Annotated in this window: 15 protein-coding genes; 10 read left to right on the top strand and 5 right to left on the bottom strand. The window is 69.6% G+C overall.

What is annotated here, in order from left to right; all coding sequences use genetic code 11:
• Window positions 1-448: 448 nt before the first annotated feature.
• Window positions 449-3,037, bottom strand: coding sequence for a DEAD/DEAH box helicase (locus KK483_RS02400; protein WP_262003286.1), 2,589 nt, complete (start codon window positions 3,035-3,037; stop codon window positions 449-451).
• A 158-nt stretch (window positions 3,038-3,195) separates the two neighbouring features.
• Here KK483_RS02400 and KK483_RS02395 point away from each other — a divergent pair, with 158 nt between their 5' ends.
• The gene (locus KK483_RS02395) at window positions 3,196-6,192 is read left to right on the top strand and encodes a DEAD/DEAH box helicase (protein ID WP_262003284.1); all 2,997 of its coding nucleotides are present in this window, start codon (window positions 3,196-3,198) and stop codon (window positions 6,190-6,192) included.
• A 1,241-nt stretch (window positions 6,193-7,433) separates the two neighbouring features.
• Here the strand turns inward: KK483_RS02395 and KK483_RS02390 are convergent.
• From KK483_RS02390 to KK483_RS02380, 3 genes are all read right to left on the bottom strand, one after another.
• Window positions 7,434-10,604: a type ISP restriction/modification enzyme gene (locus KK483_RS02390; protein ID WP_262003282.1), complete on the bottom strand. Its 3,171-nt coding sequence runs from the start codon at window positions 10,602-10,604 to the stop codon at window positions 7,434-7,436.
• A gap of 866 nt (window positions 10,605-11,470) precedes the next feature.
• The gene (locus KK483_RS02385) at window positions 11,471-12,148 is read right to left on the bottom strand and encodes an HAD family phosphatase (protein WP_262003280.1); all 678 of its coding nucleotides are present in this window, start codon (window positions 12,146-12,148) and stop codon (window positions 11,471-11,473) included.
• A gap of 105 nt (window positions 12,149-12,253) precedes the next feature.
• The gene (locus tag KK483_RS02380) at window positions 12,254-12,727 is read right to left on the bottom strand and encodes an Lrp/AsnC family transcriptional regulator (RefSeq protein ID WP_262003278.1); all 474 of its coding nucleotides are present in this window, start codon (window positions 12,725-12,727) and stop codon (window positions 12,254-12,256) included.
• Between the two features lie 212 nt (window positions 12,728-12,939).
• Here KK483_RS02380 and KK483_RS02375 point away from each other — a divergent pair, with 212 nt between their 5' ends.
• Complete coding sequence (locus tag KK483_RS02375; protein WP_262003276.1) at window positions 12,940-13,227, top strand: DUF6158 family protein; 288 nt, start codon at window positions 12,940-12,942, stop codon at window positions 13,225-13,227.
• Window positions 13,228-13,251: 24 nt separating this feature from the next.
• On the opposite strand, the gene KK483_RS02370 is transcribed toward KK483_RS02375, so the two are convergent.
• Window positions 13,252-14,931, bottom strand: a complete 1,680-nt coding sequence (locus tag KK483_RS02370) for an IclR family transcriptional regulator C-terminal domain-containing protein (protein WP_262003274.1) — start codon at window positions 14,929-14,931, stop codon at window positions 13,252-13,254.
• 119 nt (window positions 14,932-15,050) lie between these two features.
• On the opposite strand from KK483_RS02370, the gene KK483_RS02365 reads away from it, so the two are divergent.
• The 8 genes from KK483_RS02365 (at window position 15,051) to KK483_RS02330 (ending at window position 22,537) form a co-directional block, all read left to right on the top strand.
• Window positions 15,051-15,833 (top strand): CoA transferase subunit A, encoded by a 783-nt coding sequence (locus tag KK483_RS02365; RefSeq protein ID WP_262003272.1) that lies wholly within the window; start codon window positions 15,051-15,053, stop codon window positions 15,831-15,833.
• Window positions 15,833-16,459: a CoA transferase subunit B gene (locus KK483_RS02360; RefSeq protein ID WP_262003271.1), complete on the top strand. Its 627-nt coding sequence runs from the start codon at window positions 15,833-15,835 to the stop codon at window positions 16,457-16,459. Before KK483_RS02365 ends, KK483_RS02360 begins: the two co-directional genes overlap by 1 nt.
• Window positions 16,456-17,646 (top strand): acetyl-CoA C-acyltransferase, encoded by a 1,191-nt coding sequence (locus KK483_RS02355; protein ID WP_262003269.1) that lies wholly within the window; start codon window positions 16,456-16,458, stop codon window positions 17,644-17,646. Before KK483_RS02360 ends, KK483_RS02355 begins: the two co-directional genes overlap by 4 nt.
• Before the next feature lie 26 nt (window positions 17,647-17,672).
• Complete coding sequence (pcaH, locus tag KK483_RS02350; protein ID WP_262003268.1) at window positions 17,673-18,461, top strand: protocatechuate 3,4-dioxygenase subunit beta; 789 nt, start codon at window positions 17,673-17,675, stop codon at window positions 18,459-18,461.
• Entirely contained in the window at window positions 18,461-19,000 is a 540-nt protein-coding gene (gene pcaG, locus KK483_RS02345) for a protocatechuate 3,4-dioxygenase subunit alpha (protein WP_262003266.1), read from the top strand. The genes pcaH and pcaG overlap by 1 nt, the downstream gene beginning before the upstream one ends.
• The gene (gene pcaB, locus KK483_RS02340; protein ID WP_262003265.1) at window positions 18,984-20,309 is read left to right on the top strand and encodes a 3-carboxy-cis,cis-muconate cycloisomerase; all 1,326 of its coding nucleotides are present in this window, start codon (window positions 18,984-18,986) and stop codon (window positions 20,307-20,309) included. The genes pcaG and pcaB overlap by 17 nt, the downstream gene beginning before the upstream one ends.
• Window positions 20,310-20,537: 228 nt before the next feature.
• A complete protein-coding gene (gene pcaD / locus KK483_RS02335) occupies window positions 20,538-21,353 on the top strand; it encodes a 3-oxoadipate enol-lactonase (protein WP_262003263.1) in 816 nt (271 codons plus the stop codon).
• Window positions 21,353-22,537 (top strand): 4-hydroxybenzoate 3-monooxygenase, encoded by a 1,185-nt coding sequence (locus KK483_RS02330; RefSeq protein ID WP_262003261.1) that lies wholly within the window; start codon window positions 21,353-21,355, stop codon window positions 22,535-22,537. The genes pcaD and KK483_RS02330 overlap by 1 nt, the downstream gene beginning before the upstream one ends.
• Window positions 22,538-22,581 lie beyond the last annotated feature (44 nt).

Below are 22,581 nucleotides of genomic sequence, written 5' to 3'. Positions count from 1 at the left end.
GGGCTGGCAGTCAGATCATTCGCGATCAGATTCGATAGGAGAACCGAAGCGCGCCGCCCTCCTCTCGGTACAGGCCACGGCCATGGTCGCCGAACGGATTTGGCAGCATGCGTAGCTCCCGCCGGTCGGGATCCAGTACCGATGTGCCTACCAGGATCCTCCAGCGATCGCTGCTGGCGTATCTCTGGGCGGCCCTCACCCCGGTCTCCCCGAGTTCGATCTGACCTCCCGGCCCCTGCGTGGCGTTGACCTCGTACAACAGCGGGTGCTTGCCAGAGCCGACCCTGAAGTCGTAATCCAGGCCATCGTCACCGGACGGCCCCGGGAAGACGTGGCACCTGTTGCCTGAGACCCAGCTGGCCTCGCCGGTCTCCCGGTGCCGGCGACGGTCAGAGAGAGGTGAGCGCCTGGGTCGGCCGACTGCAGTCGGCTCCGTGTCTCGCGTCTGTCAGCCGCCCGTGAGGAGGCGTTCACGCTCGGCCGCCACGATCTCCCGTGCCAGCTCGGCGTCTGTGATGTCGAACGCTTCCGGGGCGCTGTCGGCGGTTTCTGAGACTCGGGCAAACTCCGCGAAGAGTTGGCTCTTGCGCGCCAGGATCTCAATGATGCGCTGGTCGACGCCTTCTTCGGAGAGCAGGCGGTGTACTTGTACTGACTCCAGCTGCCCCATTCTGTGGGAGCGGCCGATGGCTTGCCATTCGGTCGTCGGCTTGAGCTGGGGCTCGCAGATCACGACGACCGATGCCGACTGAATGTTCAGACCGACGCCGCCTGCCACGATTTGCGCGACGAGCACTGCCCCGTGGGGGGATTGGGAGAACTCATCGACCATGCTCTGTCGCTTCGCGGCGGGAACAGAGCCGGTAAGGGGCCCGAACACCTTGCCCGGAAGGACCGACGCCACTTCGTCGAGGACGTCACGGAAGTACGAGAAGACCAGCACCTTGCGCTCGTTGTCCTCTGCCTCCTGGACGATGTCGATGAGGCGCTGCATCTTTTCGGACTTGGCGCCGGCGCGTAGCGCGGCCTGGCGCATGGCCATGAAGTTGCCCTCGATGACAGCCGCTCGGTAGTGCTGCTCGTCGGCGCTGGACATTGGCATCCACTCGTCGACTTCGAACCGCTCCGGGAGCTCGGTGAGGACGTCTTCCTGGTTGCGCCGCAAGTAGGCCGGTGCCACCTGCTTCCGGAACTGGCGAGGAGCTATTTCCGAGGCGCTGATCGACAGGTCTGGCCGGAGGTAGCCGACGAGATTGCGGAATTCCTCAATCCTGTTCTCCAGTGGGGTGCCCGTCAGGAGGATCGTTCGCTCCGAGCTGTTGATCAGGGCCGTGGAGCGCCGGGTTCGCTGGGCGCCCGGATTCTTGATGTAGTGCGCTTCGTCGAAGACCAGGCATGCAGGTCTGGCGCGTTCGGGGATCCGGCCTTCCATCCAACCGAGGATGTCGTAGGTGGTGACCGCGACTCCACCATTGCGGATCCAGGATTTCAGCGCGTCGTCGCGACCGAGCCCGTGCAGGCGATACGCGCGCAGATCGGACTTGGCCTGGACCTCGCGCACCCAGTTGGTCACGACAGCGGCGGGGCACACGACCAGGAAGTGAGACGAGCCCTTGGCGCGCAAGTGGGTGAGTACGGCGAGTGATTCGACGGTCTTTCCCAGCCCCATCTCGTCGCCGATGATGACCTTCCGTTGCACGATCGCGAAGCGGGCACCGAATGACTGGTACCCACGCAGGGACGCCTTCAGATGGCTGGTGTCGAGTGTGAGCCCCCTGATCGCCTCGACGATGTCGGCCGGCAGGTCGCCTTGGCTCTTCTCGGCGTCGTCGGCCAGGAACCCGAGCTCCGCGAGCATCGCGTAGTAGTCGGCCGGGCGGGTGATGAAATCCTCCCAAGGATCACCGCCCGCGGCGTTGGTCTCACCGCTGAGCAGCGCCCCGCGGCGCTCGACGGCCGCTAGTGCAGTACGCAACTCGGCGACGGTCCGCGCCTGGGGGACGAGAACCACGTGGGAAGTCTGGGAATCAAGGCTTTGGAGGAGCGGTCGAACCGCGTCGGCGGCAGCGAGGTCGGCTGTTGCGCTGCGGATCGAGCGTGCCGCGTCCCAAGCCCGCATCGCCTTGAGGAGCTTCGTGGTGGCGTTGGATCGCTTCCTTACGTCGATCCGGACCGGCATCTCGTCCAGCGTGGTTTGCCAGATGGTTCGCGCGGCGCCGACCATCCGGTTGCCCGTCGTCTCACCGACTCCGGGGAGCGATCGAATCCGTGACTTCTGGTCGAGTACCTGTTGCACGGTCCTGATTCCGGCATCGATCAGCGCCGTGATGCGCAGTTGGCCGCTGGTGGCGTCCTTGAGCCGCTCGACGGGCATTTCGGCGACGAGCTTGCGAGCCTCGGCCTCTCGGACGGCATGGCCGGCGGTGTTTACCGCCGTTCTGAACTTGTCCTCGCGCTGTAGGGCCTGATCGATAGCTCTGATCGCGGTCTTGGCGACGGCCAGTTCATGCCGCCCGACGAGTTCGGCTCGGCCGCTTAGGCGGTGGGCGAAGCCGACCGTGTCATCGAGGATGGCCGAGAGCCCGATCGCGGGGACAGCGCTCCTGTCCCATGCTGCCAGGCTTTCCAACTCGGATACAAGTGGGGTGCTCGCAGCCCACTCGTGAAAGGAAGTCAGGTACGTCGCAGCCTGCCCTGCTTCGTCCTTTCGGCTCTTGCCCGACAAGATCCGGCGTGCACCGAACAGCGCCCGAACGGACCTCAGCGCCTGGCCGACGTCGTTGGTCAACTGGTGGACGCCCTGCTGGGCATGCGCGGTGAGCACCGGAAGAGCCTGACGGCAGGCCAGGGAGGCCACCAGGTCGACGTCGGACGGCGACACCTGCAGTACGCGCCATGCGGTGTTGCCTCCGGTCCCGAGAGAAGTCACTCGGTCGAGGAACTGCCTGGCGGCGTCTTCTGCCGCTGTCTCGACGGGCTCACGGTGCTCGACGATCCGCACCGCGAGGCTGCGCCACCCGCTGACGTCCTCCACCACACCACGCAGGTGATGACGTGCTTCTCGCTCCATTGCCCCCGCCGACTCGCATGACCTCTGGGAAGATTAGCGACCCCGGTTGACGAAGTCGACGGGATCAGGAAATCGCCGGAACGCCCGAGTAGCGTTCGTAGGCTGCCAAGCAGGAGGTTGTGTACGTGCTGCTCGAGGAGCTGAAGCCGGGTCTGCGGATCGACGGCCTCATACCGGCGGAGGTCGTCACGGTCGTCGCAGCCCAGTGGCACGGTGCGAACGCACTCGAGCTGACCTACAAGACCGCCGGAGGCGTCCTCGACCAGCGGGTCGTCTTCCGGAAGGACGAGGAGAAGCTCAGCGTCGCTCACAGCGGCAGCCGCGCCTTCGACGCGAGCGTACGTGACTTCAAGCTGGTTGCCGAGGCTCAGCGGATTTCAATGGCAGGCCTGTTCGACCCGATGCTTGCTGTGGCGACCAGCGACGTCCAGCCGCTCCCGCACCAGATCCGCGCCGTGTACGGCGAGCTCATGCCCCGTACACCGTTGCGCTTCCTACTCGCCGACGATCCGGGTGCGGGAAAGACGATCATGGCTGGGCTCTACATCAAGGAGCTCCTGCTGCGCGACGACGTCGAGCGGTGCCTTGTTGTGGCTCCGGGGGGCTTGGTCGATCAGTGGCAGGACGAGCTCTTCTTCAAGTTCGGTCTCCGCTTCGACCTGCTCACGAACCAGGTCATCGACTCCAAGCTCCATCCCCACGTCTTCGACTCCGCCCCGCTCCTGATCGCTCGCATGGATCAGCTCTCCCGTAACGAGCACCTGAAGGCGCAGCTCCAGGAGTCGGAGTGGGACCTGATCGTGGTCGATGAGGCGCACCGGATGGGGGGCCACTACTTCGGTGGCAAGCTGGAGAAGACCAAGAGGTTCCAGCTCGGTGAGATGCTCGGCGAGATCACTCGTCACCTGCTCCTGATGACAGCTACCCCGCACTCGGGAAAGGAGGAGGACTTCCAGCTCTTCCTCACGCTGCTGGACCGTGACCGGTTCGAGGGCAGGCAGAAGAGGAGTACCGACGTCAGCGGGATCATGCGGCGCATGATCAAGGAAGATCTGCTCACCTTCGAGGGCAGGAAGCTCTTCCCCGAGCGCATCGCGGAGACCGTCCCCTATGAGCTCACGGCACTCGAGTACGACCTCTACGAGGACGTCACCCACTATGTCCGCGAGGGGATGAACCGCGCCGACCGCGTCGGTGGTAAACGCAAGAACACTGTCGGTTTTGCGCTCACCGTTCTGCAGCGACGCCTGGCCTCCAGCCCCGAGGCGATCTACAAGAGCCTCGTGCGGCGTACCGAGCGCCTGGAGCGCAAGAAGCAGGAGATCCTCAACGGCACCTGGCGCGAGAGCATGCCCACCATCGACCTCGCCGACTTCGACAATGACGACTTCAATGCCGAAGAGATCGAGGAGACCGAGGAGGAACTGCTCGATGCCGCGACGGCGGCGCAGACGGTCGAGGAGCTCAACGTCGAGCTCGTCGAGCTGAGGGCGTTGGTGAAGACGGCGCAGCGGGTCCGAGAGGCAGGTACGGACCGCAAGTGGACCGAGCTGTCCGCCCTCCTTCGAGACCACACGCTGGTGACAGACGCCAATGGCCGGCCTCGGAAACTCATCATCTTCACCGAGCACCGCGACACCCTCCAGTATCTGCAGCGCAAGATCGCGTCGCTTCTGGGCAAGCCCGATGCAGTCAAGGCCATACACGGCGGCGTACGCCGGGCCGAGCGGCGGCAGATCACCGAGGAGTTCACCAAGAACCGCGACGTTCAGATCCTGCTGGCCACCGACGCCGCCGGCGAGGGACTCAACCTGCAGGCCGCACACCTGATGGTCAACTACGACCTGCCCTGGAATCCCAACCGCATTGAGCAGCGCTTCGGCCGCATTCACCGCATCGGCCAGGAGGCGGTCTGCCGGCTCTGGAACCTCGTCGCCTCCAACACCCGCGAGGGTGAGGTCTTCACGCGCCTGCTGGAGAAACTCGACCAGATGCGCGAGACGTACGGCGGGAAGGTCTTCGATGTGCTGGGAGAGGCGTTTGCCGAGACCCCGCTGCGAGACTTGCTCCTCAATGCCATCCAGTACGGTGAGCAGCCGGCTGTCAAGGATCGGATGTACGAGGTCATCGACGCCACCGTTGGAGACGGCCTCAAGGGCCTCCTGGACGAGCGCGCGCTCGCTTCGGAGCACTTCTCGGACGCCGATCTTCGCGCCCTGCGCGCCGCGATGGACGACGCCCGCGCCCGGCGTCTTCAGCCGCACGACATCGAATCGGCCTTCAAGGACGCCTTCACCCGGCTCGGGGGCCGGATCGTCAAGCGCGAACGGGGGCGTTACGAGATAGCCCACGTGCCCCAGCACATCCGCTCGGCAGGTAACGGGCCCATTGCCACCAAGTACAATCACGTCACCTTCGACCTCAGCCACGTCCGGCCTGACGACCGCGGTCACGTCGATCTGCTCGCTCCCGGCCACCTGTTGCATGACGCCGTCATGGCCGAAACCATCCGGAACTTCGGCAGCGCCCTCAACCGGGGCACCGTCCTCGTTTCGGCCACCCTCGACGAACCGCACCTTCTCGTCGGGGTGGTCGAAGAGGTCGCGGACGCCACGGGCGCGTCGGTGGCAAGACGGTTCGCCTACGCCTACGTGGACAGCCGCGGCACCGTGCGCCCGGCCGGCCCCGCGCCCTACCTCGACTGCGCCGAGGCTCCCAACGGCACGGCGGTCGACATCGCGCGCGGTCTTCACTGGCTCGCAGACGCCGAAGACAAGGCAACCAGCTGGATCATTGCCAACCAGCTTCCCGAATACCTGGCCGAGGTCCAGCCCCGTCGCCTGGCAGAGTTGGTCAACACCCGGGAACTAGTGACCAAGCGCCTGACCTCGGAGAGTGAGCGGCTGCTCCTCGATGCTGCGGCGGCCTCCGAGAAGGAACGAAGGGGCGAGAAGCCCAAGGAGTCCTCCGAGAGCCTCCACCGCAAGGCTGTCGAGCTCGATGTACGGCTTCGCAAGCGTCTCGCACTGCTCGACCAGCAGCAGTTGATGTCGACGAAGCCACCGCAGATCCTCACTGCGGCGCTCGTGCTGAGCGTTTACGATCTACCCCCTCGCCAGTGAAGATCGCTTTTGTGTGATCACGAGGAGGGCGTGAAGCGCGGCGGGTAACGCGATTCGGGCTGATCCGCAACAGGTCGAGCACCCGCCAGCGCCCGAGTTCGGCGAAGTCGCGCTCGGCAGGGACGCGGAGCCTGGCGAGGGCGGAGTTGGCCTATTTCGCCCTGCCGTTGTGTCGCTGGCCCTTCGGGCGCTTGATGGGAGTGCGCACAGTGTCGGCGGCGCCCTGGTCGTCGGAGTCTGCGGTGGTCTCCACGTAGGGGCGTCGGCGTCGGTGACGCCTGGGCGATGCCGTCGGCGCGGGTCGCCGTCAAGTCATAGGTCGATCCCGGGCGCGGCACCGAGAAGGAGCAGTTCGGTGCTGGTGGTGGTCAGGGCCTGGACAATCACGCCAAGGTCGTGGTGCTGGCCGCTGTACAGCAGGTAGGGCTCTGCGCTCGAGGCCGCGATTGCCTCGGGCAAGGTGGGCGCGAGCGGAGCGAGGACCTCGATTGCCTTGTACGCCGGGCCTGTAGAACCGAGCCGGGGGACAGCGGGTGGCGGCCTACGGCAGGCGCCAGCCCACTGGCTCCGCCCCTGCTGCGCAAGCAGCTTGTTCGGGTCGGGAGACCGATGGCTGTGCTGCGGGTTGTCTTTGTGGAGGTCGGCGACACTATTAGGAGCAACACCAACCGTCAGGTTCCGTTCAGTTTCTTCGGTCAGTGATTCGCTGCGGTGGGACTGTATCGGTGAGCTCCGGCCGCCAAACGCCCCGTGGAACGTTGAGAAGTGCCCAGCTTGAGGTGGTCGTCATCGTGTTCTCCTACGCGAGTGGCGGGCCAGGACTCTGCGCGGTCGGGTGGTGACGCGTGAACCCATGGCTGCGTCGCCGAGGAACTTGCGCTGAAGCTGCTGCTGAATGAGACGAACGTGACCATGGAGACCTTCGGGCTGCTCGACCACGGCGTCTCGGCCGCGCTCGACTCGTTCGCCGACAACGTCTACGAGGACATGGACCACGAGTGGCTCTACGACGACTCCATGGACGGCATCGACGAGACCGCCGTCGGAGCGGCTCTCGGCGTCGCACCGATGGCGTTCAAGGCGTGGTTCACGCCGTTCAACGAGGGCAGGTACGTCCCCCGTCCGCGGCTGATGAGCCGAAGGGAGCAGCGCAGTGAGTTGTCCCGCTGCCTGATGCCCCTCACGCAGCCAGGTTCTGCCGGAGCCACGGGCATGGCAGTGGAGACGAGCCGCTGCTTCGCTCACAGGTCGAATAGGGCGTCGCCCGCGTCCGATGTCGCCTTCAACGCCTTGGTCGCCTCTGTGGGCACGGGAAGGATGCCCGCTGTGGTCAGGTCCGTCACCGTGATCAGTGGGCCCGCGCACACCTCATTGAAGAGGTCGGCCTGTGCCTGCTCTTCCTGCACGAGCAGGCCGAGGACATTCAACAGCTCAAGCAGTTCCGTGGTCCATGACGGAAGCCAGCGCCGAGCGAACTCATGGTCCAGTTCGAGGCGCCGCTTGCCGGCGGGATTCCTTCGGCGGTAGCCAAACCACTTGTCGAGAACGTTCATCCCGGACACTTCGTACTCCCGGACCGCGCGAGGCACTGGACTGATCCGTCCACTGCCAACCCACAGGTCCTGTGTCACGGGGTCGTACGTCAGCTTCTCCGGCATGGCTTCCGCATCATCCGGAATCTCCGCGACGCATCGGGGACGGTCGCGTGGCAGCAACACCCTGCCGTACGGCCTCCCGGCCGTCTCATCGGCGTACCGCTCGCCGTAGGTGTGCAGCCACAGGACTCGCTGGCCGATGGCAACCGCCCGCTCCCACAGGTAATGGTCAGAGGTGATTGGTATCCGGACGCCCGGGACTTCGAGGTCTTCCTCGAATCGATCTGTGTACTCCGGGTGGGACGCGATCGCGGCGATGTACGCCAGCAGGTCTTCTGCGACGACTGGTACGCCGAGCCGCCCGGAGAGCAGGGGGAGCAGACCGGTCGTGACGTTGGGCAGCGTACCGGCGGCGTTGCGGTAAAGAGGACGGGCGCAACCGCTGCGGTTGTTGAAGTAGTGCATGTCGGGAATGAGGGCGCTGAAGACCAGTGCTGGCCCGTTGACCACCGGGTGGGCGTTCTGTTCGATGGTGTAGATCTGGCGGTCGCTGCGGACTCGCCAGAGGTCCGCTCTGCCGCGTTCCATCAATCGGCTGTCCGGCAGGACATATTGCCGGTCGAACGACCGGAATCCGATGCGCACTGTTTGAGCGTTGGTCCTGTGCTCGGTGGCGAGTGTTGTCCGTCCATGAGATTCGACCCCCGGCAGGGGCGGGACATTGTCATCAGGTGTTCGCTCTCCCGAGTCTCCGAGCATCTCGGCACGCCGCTCGGTGTCCACGGCGACAAAACGCCGCCACCGTTTGTGGAGCGTGTCCTTGTCCGGTGCATAGACCCACATGCGCCCCGGGGTGACGCCACGGGACGACCACGGCATCAGGTCTCTCAACTGCGGGCAGGACTCCCACAGGTCGCTGCCGGGTGGCAGGAAGGCATCCGTCTCGCCCGTGGCGCACACGCGCCATTCGGGGTCGTCGAGCCTGAGGGTCGTCAGGCGTTCGATCTTCTCGTCGCGGCGTCCGCCGACCTTGAGGTGTCTTACCTTTGCGGTCTGCCGGTTTGTCCGCGGCCTGGGGCTGTCCCGCCATCGTACGAAGATTGCGATGCACAGCTCCTGGGCGACCTCAGGGAAGATGCGGGTCGCGACATCCGCGCGGTGGCCCTCCGGCGACAGGTCGATGATCCAGCCCTCGTCGGAGGTTTCCCGCAGGTAGCGGCGCATTCCGGCGAACGCCCGTCCCTTGAGCCATGCCTTCGGTGTGATCAGCGCGACGACACCGAATGGCGCGTCGTCGTGTGCGTCGAAGACCTTCCAGGTGGCCCAGCGCCAGAAATAGACGTAGAGGTTGGCGATCTTCGACTCGTACCTGCCGTTACCGGGTTGCCGGAAGGCCCCCAGCGGGGCGGGGGTGTCCGCCTCAGGCTCCCCTCGTTCCACCCACTTGCCAGCGCCACGACTCACAGCGTCGTGAGGCGGGTTGCCCATGACGACCATGACACGCTCGTCCCGTTTGACCTGGTTGGCCTGGCGGCGGGATTCGGCGAGCGCCCGGTAGGTGTGGGGGATCCAGTTGAACTCGGCTGTCGGGCTGTCCAGGGCATCAGCCACCAGCAGCCTGAGGCCCTGGGAGGGGGCCGCAGACCCGTACTGCTTGAGCATGGCGTGCATACGCAGTTCTGCGACTGCGAACGGACCGACCTGCATCTCGAAGCCGACCAGTCGACGCCCCACCATCTCTCGCAGGCGCGGGCCCACCGCGCCTGGGCCCTCTTCTTCGGCGATGGTCTCGGCAGCGAGCTCCAGTGCCGACAGCAGGAAAGTGCCGGTGCCCATGGCCGGATCGACAAGGACCACATCGGGAGATGCGAAGCCGGACGGAATACGGAATCCCTCCCGTCTCAGCACGTCCTCGACCAGCCTGGCCATGGCCGAGACGACACCACGTGGTGTGTAGTACGAGCCGGTGCGTATCCGCAGCTCAGGGTCGTAGATGTGAAGGAAGTGCTCGTAGAGCAGGAAATAGGCGTCGCCCGTTCCGTCGTCCAGCACGTCCCATCTGACCGCGCCGATGACACGGAGCAGTGTGTTGAGCGTGGTGGACAGTCCAGCGACCGAGTCTCCGGCGAGGGCGTCCAGAGCCTGGCCCATCAGCGAGTGCTTCTTGCCCAGCTTCGTGGCGATACTGTGCATGGTCTCGCCCTCGAAGGTGATCTCCTCCACCCGAGCGAGCAGAAGGGCGAACACGACGGCTTGGCCGTACTGTTCGACGAACTCGGCATCGGTCGCCTCTGGGAACAGCAAGTGCCGCCAGTCCTTGGCAAGTCTTGTAAAGGCTGGCAGACGGCGTCGGCTCTTCTCCTGCGCGATCGCCTCTCCGACCTCTTCCGACAGGAGTTGGCAGAGTCCGGCGACTGCTCGGATGAGCTGGCTCGTGGTGCGGGGTGTCTGCGGTTCCCAGGTCAGAAAGTCGTACAGCACCCGCGCAAGCGCCCCGTCGGCGGGAGCAAGACGGGCGCCGGAGGTGAGGACCGAGCCGCGCATTGAGGCCACTTCGCCAACCTGCTGGCCCTGCTGGTGGACAGAGAACTCGTCCCCGTCACAGAGCAGTACGTTGTTGAGCAGCCGCAGCTTCGCCCACTGTTCGGCATTGCGGCCTGTGTAGACGGACGGGTCGGCCTGGGTGCCCGGCTTCTTGAGCTCGATGTAACCGACGAGAGCGCCACCGACCTCAACCGCATAGTCAGGGCGGGCCCTCATGTCGACGAGCGGAACCTCACCGATGAGGGTGACGTCCAGACCCAGGCCACGGCACACGGACCGGATCATGTTCTCCAGCGGCCCCCGGAGCTGGTCCTCCTGCCACCCGCTGCCTCTCAGTTTCGGCGTGACCTCCGCTCCAAACGCGGACACAGAGGCTTGGACTGCCTGCTCGAAGCTGTAATGGACCCTGCGTCGGGCACTCATACCGCCCCATCCCCCAAGGCGGGCAGATCCGGCCGACGTCAGGTCGATGCGGCTATCTGCCGCACCTTGCTCCCGTCGGGGTCGGACTTCACTCCGGCCCTCGCTGTTCCATGACCGTAGGAGGGGAGCGCGGGGCGCAAGGAGGGTGCACGCGAGGGCGCATGGAGGCGCGCGTATGCGTGCAATACGCGCCCATGTCGGACTGGAGCTGAGACGTTGCGGGCGCTGTCCAGGGGCTGTTTGGCGTTCAGTCGGATCGCCGAGACGAGCCAGGAGGCGGGTGCGGCTGCTGCCCGTTGGGAGAGCCCAACTGAGATCTTCTCTCAGTTTTCTCCCAAACGCTCTCCAGGAACCACTCAGGGCCTGATCCACTCACTGGATCAGGCCCTGACCTGGTACTTCTCTGTCCGGGTGGCGGGATTTTAGCCCGCGATGTCTCGCGGGCCGCCTCCCGCCCGCCCGGTTGGTCAGTGGCTCTCTCGCCAGGCAAGTGCGCGTCTATGCTGAGGGTTGTCTTTGCGGAGGTTGGCGGACACCAACAGGGACAACCCGCAGCGCCAGGTGCGGCTCTCCTTCCTCGGCTGAGGCCCGGCCCGCCCCCGCCCGCCCCCGGCCGCGCCGTCCCGTCCCGGCTCGGCCGTCGACAGGCGCGCGTTCGCCAAGCGCACGTCCGCCCGGCAAGCACCGGGCGGTGGCACGGGCGCGATGACGTACCGTCAGCCGAGCCAGTCGTAAGCGGCCCGCGCGGTGAACTCGGCCTGCCCGCCCCGGAAGAGCAGCCCGGCCGCTTCGAACGCCTCGTCCTTCGCCGTCTCGGGCACGTACGGGATGCCGATGCAGCGCATGCCCGCGGCGTGCGCCGCCGCCGCACCCGGCGGGGAGTCCTCCAGCACGACGCAGTCGGCCGGAGCGGCGCCGAGCCTGCGCGCCGCCTCCAGGAAGACGTCCGGACGGGGCTTTCCGTGGGCGACCTCCTCCGCGGAGACCAGGGTGGTGAGGTAGGCGTCGAGGCCGGTGCCCGCCAGCACGGCCTCGATGGCGGAGAGCGAGGAGCCGGAGGCCACGGCCATCGGCACGCCGTCCGCGTGCAGCCGTCGCACGAACTTCCACATCTCCGGAAAGACGTCGGTCCTGGCCCTCGCCAGTTCCAGGTAGTGCCGGTTCTTTCCCGCCAGCAGCTCGTCCACCGGCGCGCCGATCCCGTACCGCTCGCGCAGCGCCTCCAGCGTCTCGCGGGTGCCGATGCCGACGAAGCGACTGTGGTCCTCCCAGGTGAAATCGGTGATGCCGTGGCTCGCGAGGACCCGGCGGCCCGCCTCGTAGTAGTTCGGCTCGCTGTCCACGAGCGTCCCGTCGAGATCGAAGATGACCGAAGTGCTCTGCGCTGTGCTCATGCACTCCAGGATGCCAATCGGTCCGCTGCACCCGGTCACCCGGTCACCCGGTCATGCGTTCCCCGGCACGGGTCGGCCGACGCCCGGCCGGCGCGGACGGCCGGGTCAGCGAGTGTCCCGCCCCACCGACTCGACCAGCGGCAGCAGCCGGTGCGCCACCCGCTCGCGCAGCGCCATCTCCGTACGCGTACGGACCACGCCGGGCAGATTGATCAGCCGCTGGATCACATCCTCCAGATGACCGTTGTCCCGGGCCACCACCCGGGTCAGCAGATCCCCGCCACCGGTGATCGAGAACGCCTCGACGATCTCCGGCACCTCGGCGAGTGCGTCGCCGACCTCGTCCAGATGCCCCTGGGTGACCTCGATGTGCACGAACGCGAGCACCGGATGGCCGAGCGCGGCGGGGGACAGGTACGGACCGCTGCCCGTGATCACCCCGTCCCGCTCCAGCCGGTCGATCCTGGCCTGGAGCGTGCCGCGCGCGATACCGAGGATGCGCGCGTACTCCCGCACGCTGGTCCGGGGCTGCTCGATCAGCAGCCGCAGGATGCGGGTGTCGAGTTCGTCCACCGCCATGGGTCCTCAGCTCTCCTCCCGGCCGGCCGAGCGCCTCATGACCGTACCAATGGCCCAGGTCCGGCGCCCCGGCCGTGCCACTGTCCCGGCGGCGGTGGCCGTCCGTGCGGTGTCGTTCCGTCCCGATACGGGTATGCGCCATTCGCGTGGCGGGGAGCGCGGGGGGAGCCGCAGGCTGCGAGGCTGGATGTCCCGACCCGGAGGTGTGAGCCATGGCCGAGAAGGAACGCGGGGTGGCGCCGGAGCAGCTGACGGACGGACTGCTCCTCAAGGAACTGGAGGTCATCCACCGCACCCGCCACGAGACCCTGCTCTACGGGTCGGAGGACGCGCTCAGTACCCACACGGCCCGGATGGCGGCCCTGGAGGACGAGTACGTCCGCCGCCACCCGCAGCGGGCCCAGTCGCCCGGCCGGACCCGTGCCGGAGCGCGCGCCCGCGACGGCGAGAAGTGCGACGGCGAGAAGTGCCATGGCGAGGAGTGCGACGACGAGAAGTGACCTTCCGCACGGAGCCGGCAGGCGTCACGCCTCGGCGATACGGGTGAAGCGGCCCGCGATGCGGAGATCGGACTCGATGCCGGCGGCCGTGGCACGGAGCTGGGGGAGCACCTCCGTGAGGCATTCGTCGAGGGTGCGCCGGGCGGAGTGCATGGCGACGTTGAGCGCCGCGACGGTGCGGCCCGTGTGGTTGCGGACCGGGACGGCCAGGGAGCGCAGGCCCTCCTCCAGTTCCTCGTCGACCAGCGCGTAGCCCTCGTCGACGACGCGGTCGAGGAGCGCGGCCAGCCGGGCGGGATCGGTGACCGTGCGGGGGGTGAGGGCGCGCAGCCCGGTGCGGCCGATGTGTGCCGTTCGCTCGTCGGCGGGGAGACCGGCGAGGAGGACCCGGCCCATGGACGCCGCGTACGCGGGGAAGCGGGTGCCGATGGTGATGTTGACGCTCATGATGCGCTCGGTGGCGACGCGAGCGGTGTAGCGGATGTCCTCGCCTTCGAGGACGGCCAGGGACGCGGAGTCGTGGACGTGGCGGACCAGCTCGGCCATGTGCGGCACGGCGATGTCGGAGAGCGTCGTCCGGGAGAGCGGCGGGCAGCCGAGGGCGAGCACGCGCGGGGTGAGGCGGAAGGTCCGGTCCTGCGAGGTGACGTAGCCGAGGTGCTCCAGGGTGATGAGGGCGCGGCGGGCGGTGGCGCGGGCGAGGCCGGTGGCCTCGGCGATCGCGGTGAGCCCCAGCTCCGCGCGGCCCTCGCCGAAGGCGGTGATGACGGTCAGCCCGCGGGCGAGCGACTCCACGAACTCGGCCCCGAGCTCCTGCTTCGACGCGGCGGTCCAGTGCGCGAGGCCCCGCACGGCGGTGCCGCCGGCGGCCTCGCCCGCCGTGGCCTGCCCGGCGGCGGGCGGCGCCCGGTGGAGCTCGCGCTCCATCGCGGCCACGGTCTCGCGTACGCGGGGAAGGAGCGCGCGGCGCAGCGCGTCGGCACCGTGGCGGCTGGTGTGGCTGACGACGCTCAGCGCGCAGACCGTCCGTCCCCGCGGGTCCCGCACCGGGACCGCGAGGGCCACGAGACCGGGCTCGATCAGCTGGTCGTCCAGTGCCCAGCCGTCCCTGGCGGCGCGGGCCGCCCGCTCCTCGAAGTCCGCGGTCCCGGAGCCGGGACCGCGGCGCCATGCCGCCCACCGGGCGTCCGGCCACGCGGCGGCGAACAGCGGCCCGGGCGCCGTGCGTTCGGCGGGCAGCAGGTCGCCGATGCGGAAGGTCAGCGACATGGCGCGCCGGCGCGTGGTCTGGTGGACGAAGCGGATGCCGTCGGCGTCCGGGACGGCGAGCGACACCGATTCGTCGAGTTCGTCGGCGAGCCGCTCGGCGAGCGGGCCGAGCGGGCCCGGCAGGCCGGCCGCGGCCAGATAGGCGTTGCCCAGCTCCATGAGGCGCGGTGCCAGCGTCGCCTCATGGCCGTCGAGGCGTACGTAGCCCATGCGCGCGAGCGTCGCGGCGACCCGGTCGACGGTGGAGCGGGCGAGACCGGTGGTGCGGACGAGGTCGCTGAGGCTCATCCGGCCACCGGCGTCGCTGACCGCGCGCAGGACGGCGATACCGCGCATCAGCGGACCCACGGCCTCGGCGGGGGCCTCGGCAAGGGCCTGGGCCGCAGCCTGGGCAGGAGCCTCGGCGGGCGGCTCGGCGGCGGGTGCGGCCGGCATCGGACCTCCAGGGCGTTGACATGCGTGACCCGTGCACCCACACTCGGGGGCGGTTCGCTTATGAACTTTAGTTCATCTGGCGAACGCACACGATACGGCAGGCGTCGAACGGAAGCCTCATGGACAAAGTCGAACGGTCCGCGGCCGACGCGGTCGCCGGCATCGCCGACCACGCGTCACTCGCCGTCGGCGGCTTCGGCCTCAGCGGTGTGCCGAATGTACTGATCGAGGCGGTGCACGCGCGCGGGGTTCGCGCACTGAGCGTCGTCTCCAACAACTGCGGCGTCGACGGCGGCGGCCTCGGTGTGCTGCTCGCCGCGGGCCGTATCGCCCGTGTGACCGGCTCGTACATCGGCGAGAACAAGGAGTTCGCCCGCCAGTACCTCGGCGGCGAGATCGAGGTCGAGCTCGTCCCCCAGGGCACCCTCGCCGAGCGGCTGCGCGCCGGCGGCTGCGGGATCCCCGCCTTCTACACCCCGGCCGGTGTCGGCACCCAGGTCGCCGACGGCGGACTGCCCTGGCGTTACGGCCCCGACAGTGCCGTCGCCGTGCCGTCCCCGGCCAAGGAGATCCGTTCGTTCGACGGCCGCGACCACGTCCTGGAGCGCGGCATCACCACCGACTTCGCGCTCGTACGGGCCGCCAGGGGCGACCGCCACGGAAACCTGGTCTTCCGCCGGGCCGCCCGGAACTTCAACCCGCTCGCCGCCATGGCGGGCCGTGTGACGATCGCCGAGGTCGAGGAGCTGGTCGAGCCCGGGGAGCTGGACCCGGACGCGATCCACGTGCCGGGCGTCTTCGTGCAGCGGGTGCTGCCGCTCACCCCGGAGCAGACCGCCGCGAAGGGCATCGAGCACCGCACGGTCTCCGCGCCCGCGCCACGGGGGACGGTGCGCGCCTGATGGCCTGGACCCGCGACGAGATGGCCGCCCGCGCGGCCGCCGAGCTGACCGACGGTTCCTACGTGAACCTCGGCATCGGACTCCCCACGCTCGTGCCCGGCCATCTGCCGCCCGGCGTGAGCGTCGTCCTGCACTCCGAGAACGGGATCCTCGGCGTCGGACCGTATCCGCACGAGCACGAGGTCGACCCGGATCTGATCAACGCCGGCAAGGAGACCGTCACGGTCCGGCCCGGCGCCGCGTACTTCGACTCCGCGCTCTCCTTCGGCATGATCCGCGGCGGACACATCGACACCGCCATCCTGGGAGCCATGCAGGTGTCCGCGGGCGGCGACCTCGCCAACTGGTCCGTCCCCGGAAAGGTGATCAAGGGCATGGGAGGCGCGATGGATCTGGTCCACGGCGCCCGCCGCGTCATCGTCCTCACCGACCACACGGCCAAGGACGGCTCCCCGAAGCTCGTCCGCGCCTGCACACTGCCGCTGACGGGCAAGGCGTGCGTGCACCGCGTCATCACCGACCTGGGCGTGCTCGACGTGACCGGCGAGGGCTTCGCCCTCGTCGAGACGGCGCCCGGCGTCACACCCGACGAGATACGAGACAGGACTGGAGCTGAGCTGACATGACCGACCGGCTGCGCGATGTGTACGTGGTCGACGCCGTTCGCACCCCCATCGGCAAGTACGGCGGCGCGCTGGCCGGCGTCCGCCCCGACGACCTCGCGGCGGGGGTGCTCGGCGCCCTCGTCTCCCGTACGCCGGAGCTCGACCCGGCCCGTGTCGACGACGTCTTCTTCGGCGACGCCAACGGCGCGGGCGAGGACAACCGCGATGTGGCGCGGATGGCCGTGCTGCTCGCCGGGCTGCCCGTCACCGTCCCCGGCACGACCGTGAACCGGCTCTGCGGTTCCGGCATGGAGGCCGTCGTCCAGGCGGCGCGCGCCATCGCCGTCGGCGACGCGTCGATCGCCGTCGCGGGCGGCGTCGAGTCGATGAGCCGCGCCCCCTGGGTCGTGCAGAAGCCGGAGCGCGGCTTCCCCGCCGGGCACCAGCAGATGTACTCGACCACGCTCGGCTGGCGGATGGTCAACCCGCGAATGCCCGAGGAGTGGACGGTCGGACTCGGAGAAGGCGCCGAACTCCTCGCCGAGCGGTACGGGATCGGCCGCGACGAGCAGGACGCCTTCGCCCTCGCCAGCCACCGCAACGCGGCACGGGCGTGGGCCGACGGCCTGTACGCCGGCGAGGTCGTGCCCGTCGACGGAGTCGACCTGGCCAGGGACGAGTGCATCCGCGACACCACGTCGCCGGAGGCGCTGGCCAAGCTGAAGCCGGTCTTCCGCAAGGACGGGACCGTCACCGCGGGGAACTCGTCGCCGCTCAACGACGGCGCCGCCGCGCTGCTGCTCGTGGACGAGGACGGGCTGCGCGCCACCGGCCGCGAACCTCTCGCACGCATCGGTGCTTCCGCCGTCACCGGCATCGAACCGCAGTACTTCGGCGCGGGCCCCGTCGAGGCGGTCCACCGCGCCCTGAAGAAGGCCGGCCGTGAATTCGCCGACCTGCACACCGTCGAGCTCAACGAGGCTTTCGCCGCACAGGCGCTGGCCTGTCTGCGCCAGTGGCCCGGACTCGACCCGTCCGTCGTCAACCCGCGCGGCGGCGCCATCGCCATCGGCCACCCCCTCGGCGCCTCCGGCGTCCGGCTCACCGGCGCCGTCGCCCACCAGCTCGCCGCCGCGGGCTCGGGGACCGGCCTCGCCACGCTGTGCATCGGTGTCGGCCAGGGCATCGCGCTCGTCCTGGAGCGGTGACGCCGGTGCCCCCTTCGACGCATCCCATGGCCCGGGCAACCCCGGTGATCCCCGGTCAGCGGCAGATCAGCGCGGAGATCGAAGCCGCGCACCAGGCCGTCCAGGCCGTCCAGGCCGACGGCGTCGCACCGCACCATCCGGCCCGCGACTTCGCCCCGTACCGCAGCACCGCCCTGCGCCACCCCCAGCAGCCGCTGGTGGCCGTGGCGGACGACCCGGAGGCGGCCGAGCTGTACGGACCGGTCTTCGGCGCCACCGATGTGGCCGAACTCGACGCGGACCTGACCCGGCAGCACACGGGCGAGCCCCTCGGCGAGCGCATCACGGTCACCGGCCGGGTGCTGGACCGCGCCGGACGGCCCGTGCGCCGCCAGCTCGTCGAGATCTGGCAGGCCAATGCCTCCGGCCGGTACGCGCACCGGCGCGACCAGCACCCGGCGCCGCTGGACCCCAACTTCACCGGCGTGGGCCGCTGTCTGACCGACGACGACGGGCGGTACGCCTTCACGACGGTCAGACCCGGGGCGTACCCGTGGCGCAACCACGTGGGGGCCTGGCGGCCCGCCCACATCCACTTCTCCCTCTTCGGGACCGCCTTCACCCAGCGCCTGGTGACGCAGATGTACTTCCCGGGCGACCCGCTCTTCCCCTACGACCCGATCCTCCAGTCGGTCACCGACCCGGCGGCGCGTACCCGGCTCGTCGCCGCTTACGACCACGAACTGTCCAGCCCCGAATGGGCACTCGGCTACCGCTGGGACATCGTGCTCGACGGCCCGGCCGCGACGCTTCCCGATCCCGAGGAGGGCCCGTGATGCCGGCACCCACTCCCTCCCAGACCGTCGGGCCCTTCTACGGATACGCCCTGCCGTTCGCCGGGGGCGGCGACATCGCCCCTGCCGGCCACCTCGACACCATCACCGTGCACGGGTGCGTACGCGACGGGGACGGCGCCCCGGTGCCCGACGCACTCCTGGAGTTCTGGCAGCCGGCCGGGCGGCCCGGTGCACAGCGGCCCGGTGCACCGAGCCCCGGTTCGTTGCGCCGCAACGGTGTGGACTTCACCGGGTTCGGACGGGTGGCGACCGACGCCGACGGGCGCTGGGTGGTGCGGACGCTCCCGCCGCGGGCGCAGACCCCGTATCTCTCCGTCTGCGTGTTCGCGCGCGGGCTGACACACCATCTGTTCACGCGTGCGTACATCGGCGAACCTCCCGCGGAAGCACTGCCGCCGGCGGTCCCGCAGGAGCGACGCGGCACGCTGCTCGCCGTGCCCGACGGCGAACGGACGTACCGCTTCGACATTCATCTGCAGGGCGAGAAGGAGACGGTCTTCCTTGACTTCCGGGGCTGACGCGGGGCTGTTCTCCCCCGTCCGTGCGGGGAGCCCGGCCGAGGCGGCGACCGGCGACTCGGCCTTCCTCCAGGCCATGCTCGACGCCGAGGCGGCACTGGCGCGCGTCCTCGACCCGGCGGCGGGTGCGACCGTCACGGCGGTCGCGCACGCCGAGCGGTTCGACGTACGGTCCCTCGCACTGCGCGCACGGGCCGGAGGGAACCCGGTGATCCCGCTGGTCGCCGATCTCACCGCGGCCGTCGCCGAAATGTCCCCGGTGCACGCGGAGTCCGTGCACCGGGGAGCCACCAGCCAGGACATCGTGGACACCGCCCTCATGCTCGTCTCCGTCCGGACGCTCGGTCCGATCACCGCCGATCTGGAGCGGACCGCCGACTCCCTGGGCGACCTCGCCGCCGCGCACCGCACCACCCCCATGCCGGGCCGCACCCTCACCCAGCACGCCGTCCCCACCACCTTCGGCCTGAAAGCGGCGGGCTGGCGGGCGCTCGTCCTGGACGCGCACGACCGGCTGGCGCGAGTCCGGGCCACACTGCCCGCCCAACTCGGCGGCGCAGCGGGGACGCTGGCGGCGTTCGGAGACGCGGGACCGGCGCACACGGCCGCCTACGCACGTGAACTCGGCCTCGCGGAACCGCAGTTGCCATGGCATGTGCTCCGCACCCCGGTCGCGGACCTGGGGGCGGCGCTGGCGTTCTGCACCGGTGCGCTGGGGAAGATCGCGGCGGATGTGCTGGTGCTGTCGCGCACCGAGATCGGGGAGTTGGGCGAGAGCGCGGGCGGCGGCTCGTCCGCCATGCCGCACAAGAGCAACCCCGTGCGGGCGACGCTGATCGCGTCCGCGGCCCGCCAGATGCCGGCGCTCGCCGCGGTCCTCCTCGGCTCGCTGGCCGCAGAGGACGAACGGCCCGCCGGGGCCTGGCACGCGGAGTGGCAGCCCCTGCGCGAGGCCCTGCGGCTGACGGGCGCCGCGGCGTCGGCGGCCGCCGCGCTCTGCACGCAGCTGGTCGTCCACCCGGACCGGATGCGGGCCAACCTGGCCTTGACGGGCGGGCGGATGCTGACGGAGCGCCTGCTCGCGGAGGTGACACCGCTGCTCGGCCGGGAGCGGGCCCGGCAGCTGCTGGCGGAGGCGTCGCGGCGTGCGGCGCAGGAGGGCACGGACCTGTTCGCCGTCCTCGCCGAGCACCGCGAGCTGCCCTCGCTGGACCACCTCGGCGACCCCGCCGGCTACCTGGGCAGCGCCCCGGCCCTGGTGGACCGGGCGCTGTCCCGCGGCTGCGGTGCCATGGGCACGAACCCCTGACCGGCAGGACCTCGACCGGCGACGGGCCCCTGACCGAAGCGGGACCTTGACCGAAGGGGACTTCGACCGAAGGGGGACTTTGACCGTCGGCGGGACCCTGACCGACGACAGAACCCCGGCCTACGACAGAACCCCGGCCTACGACAGAACCCCGGCCTACGACAGAACCCCGGCCTACGACAGAACCCTGGCCTACGACAGAACCCCGGCCTACGACGGGACTCAACGATGACCCCCTTGCTCCACCACCGCATCGACGGCCCGGAGAGCGCGCCCGTGCTCGTGCTCGGGCCGTCCCTCGGAACATCCCTGCGTGTCTGGGACCCGCAGGCATCCGCGCTCGCGCAGCGTCGGCGCGTCGTCCGCTGGGACCTCCCCGGGCACGGGGGCTCCGCGCCCGGACTGCTCCCCGCCGGGGCGACCGTCGCCGACGTCGGCCGGCTCGTCCTCGGCCTCGCGGACGAGCTCGGCGCGCGGACCTTCGCCTACGCGGGCATCTCCCTCGGTGGCGCCGTCGGCACCTGGCTCGCCGCACACCACCCGGAGCGGGTGGCGGCACTGGCGCTGGTCTGCTCATCGGCCCGCTTCGGGGACCCCGGCCCCTGGCTGGAACGCGCCGAGATGGTCCGTACGAAAGGGTTCGGCCCGCTCGCCGCGACCGCGCCGGCGCGCTGGTTCACGCCCGCCTTCACGGCGTACGAAGCGCTTGTCGCCGACCAGCGCTCCGCCGACCCGGACGCGTACGCCGCGTGCTGCGGGATCCTCGCCGCGCTCGACCTCCGCGCCGATCTGGCCCGCATCACCGCCCCCACGCTCGTCGTCGCGGGCCGGGACGACAAGGCGACCCCGCCCGTGCACGCCCGCGAACTCGCCGACGGTATCCGTGGCGCCCGGCTCCTCGAACTGCCCCGCGCCGCGCATCTCGCGAACGTCGAGCGCCCGCAGGCCGTACTGACCGCCCTTCAGGACCACTTCGATCACTTCGACCACTGCGACGAGCACCAGGGACGACAGGAAGACGAAGAGGAAGAGGAGGAGCGCTGATGCACACCACCGTCGGCATCGTCGGCGCCGGCCCCGCGGGAGTGCTGCTGGCGCGGCTCCTGCACAACGCGGGCATCGACAGCGTCGTCCTGGAGCGCCGCGACCGAGCCTACGTCGAGCAGCGGCAGCGCGCCGGCATCCTCGAACAGGCCACCGTGGACGCCCTGCGCGCCGCCGGGGCCGGGGCGCGGATGGACCGCGAAGGCATGCCCCACCACGGCATCGAGCTGCGCTTCGGCCGCCGCGCACACCGCATCGACTTCCCGTCCCTCACCGGCGGGCGCAGCGTGATGGTGTACGCCCAGACCGAGGTGGTGAAGGACCTCATCGCCCTCCAGCTCGCCGACGGCGGTCCGCTGCTGTTCGACGCCGAGGTGACGTCCGTCGAGGGCGCCGACAGCGACAGCCCGGCGATCCGGTATCTGCACGAAGGCCGCGAGCAGACGCTGACCTGCGACTACGTCATCGGCTGCGACGGCTTCCACGGGGTGGCCCGGAAGGCGATACCCGCGTCCGTGCGGACCGCGTACGAGCGGACGTATCCCTACTCCTGGCTGGGCATCCTGGCCGAAGCCCCGCCCGTCTACGCGGAGTTGGTGTACGCCCACTCCGAGCGCGGCTTCGCGCTCGCCAGCATGCGGTCGGCGACGGTGAGCCGGCTCTACCTCCAGGTGCCGAACGGCACGGACCCGGCGGACTGGTCCGACGGCCGGATCTGGGACGAGCTGGACGCCCGGTTCGCGACCGACGGGGACCCCGGGTGGAAGCTGGAGCGCGGGCCGGTGACGTCGAAGGCGGTGCTGCCGATGCGCAGCCACGTGGTCGAACCCATGCGCCACGGCCGGGTCTTCCTGGCGGGCGACGCGGCCCATATCGTCCCGCCGACCGGCGCGAAGGGGCTGAACCTCGCCGCCGCCGATGTCATCGTCCTGGCGCGGGCGCTCGCCCTGTGGCGCCGCACGGGCTCGACCCGGCTGCTGGACGCGTACTCGGACACCTGCCTGCGGCGGGTGTGGCGGGCGGAGCACTTCTCGTACTTCATGACGACGACGCTGCACACCGATCCGGCCCAGTCGGCGTTCGAGGCGCGGCTGCAACTGTCCCAGCTGGAGCGGGTGGCGGTGTCGCCGCACGCGGCGGCGGAACTGGCCGAGAACTACACGGGGTTGCCGCTCGCGCACTGACATGCGGCGTGCGCAGGCCGCTCACCTGCGCCGGACGGGCCCCT

The sequence above is a fragment of the Streptomyces sp. FIT100 genome, from assembly GCF_024584805.1.
In the GTDB taxonomy this organism is placed as follows: Bacteria; Actinomycetota; Actinomycetes; order Streptomycetales; family Streptomycetaceae; genus Streptomyces.
Note: the sequence above shows the minus strand (reverse complement) of the source record. Positions and strands in the feature narration are given on the sequence as shown.

Coding starts and splice junctions, on each gene's coding strand:
- pcaH (WP_262003268.1), top strand. CDS start 17,673: ATGGCCCGGGCAACCCCGGTGATCCCCGGTCAGCGGCAGATCAGCGCG.
- pcaG (WP_262003266.1), top strand. CDS start 18,461: ATGCCGGCACCCACTCCCTCCCAGACCGTCGGGCCCTTCTACGGATAC.
- pcaD (WP_262003263.1), top strand. CDS start 20,538: ATGACCCCCTTGCTCCACCACCGCATCGACGGCCCGGAGAGCGCGCCC.
- KK483_RS02385 (WP_262003280.1), bottom strand. CDS start 12,148: ATGAGCACAGCGCAGAGCACTTCGGTCATCTTCGATCTCGACGGGACG.
- KK483_RS02355 (WP_262003269.1), top strand. CDS start 16,456: ATGACCGACCGGCTGCGCGATGTGTACGTGGTCGACGCCGTTCGCACC.
- KK483_RS02360 (WP_262003271.1), top strand. CDS start 15,833: ATGGCCTGGACCCGCGACGAGATGGCCGCCCGCGCGGCCGCCGAGCTG.
- KK483_RS02370 (WP_262003274.1), bottom strand. CDS start 14,931: ATGCCGGCCGCACCCGCCGCCGAGCCGCCCGCCGAGGCTCCTGCCCAG.
- KK483_RS02365 (WP_262003272.1), top strand. CDS start 15,051: ATGGACAAAGTCGAACGGTCCGCGGCCGACGCGGTCGCCGGCATCGCC.
- KK483_RS02380 (WP_262003278.1), bottom strand. CDS start 12,727: ATGGCGGTGGACGAACTCGACACCCGCATCCTGCGGCTGCTGATCGAG.
- KK483_RS02330 (WP_262003261.1), top strand. CDS start 21,353: ATGCACACCACCGTCGGCATCGTCGGCGCCGGCCCCGCGGGAGTGCTG.
- KK483_RS02375 (WP_262003276.1), top strand. CDS start 12,940: ATGGCCGAGAAGGAACGCGGGGTGGCGCCGGAGCAGCTGACGGACGGA.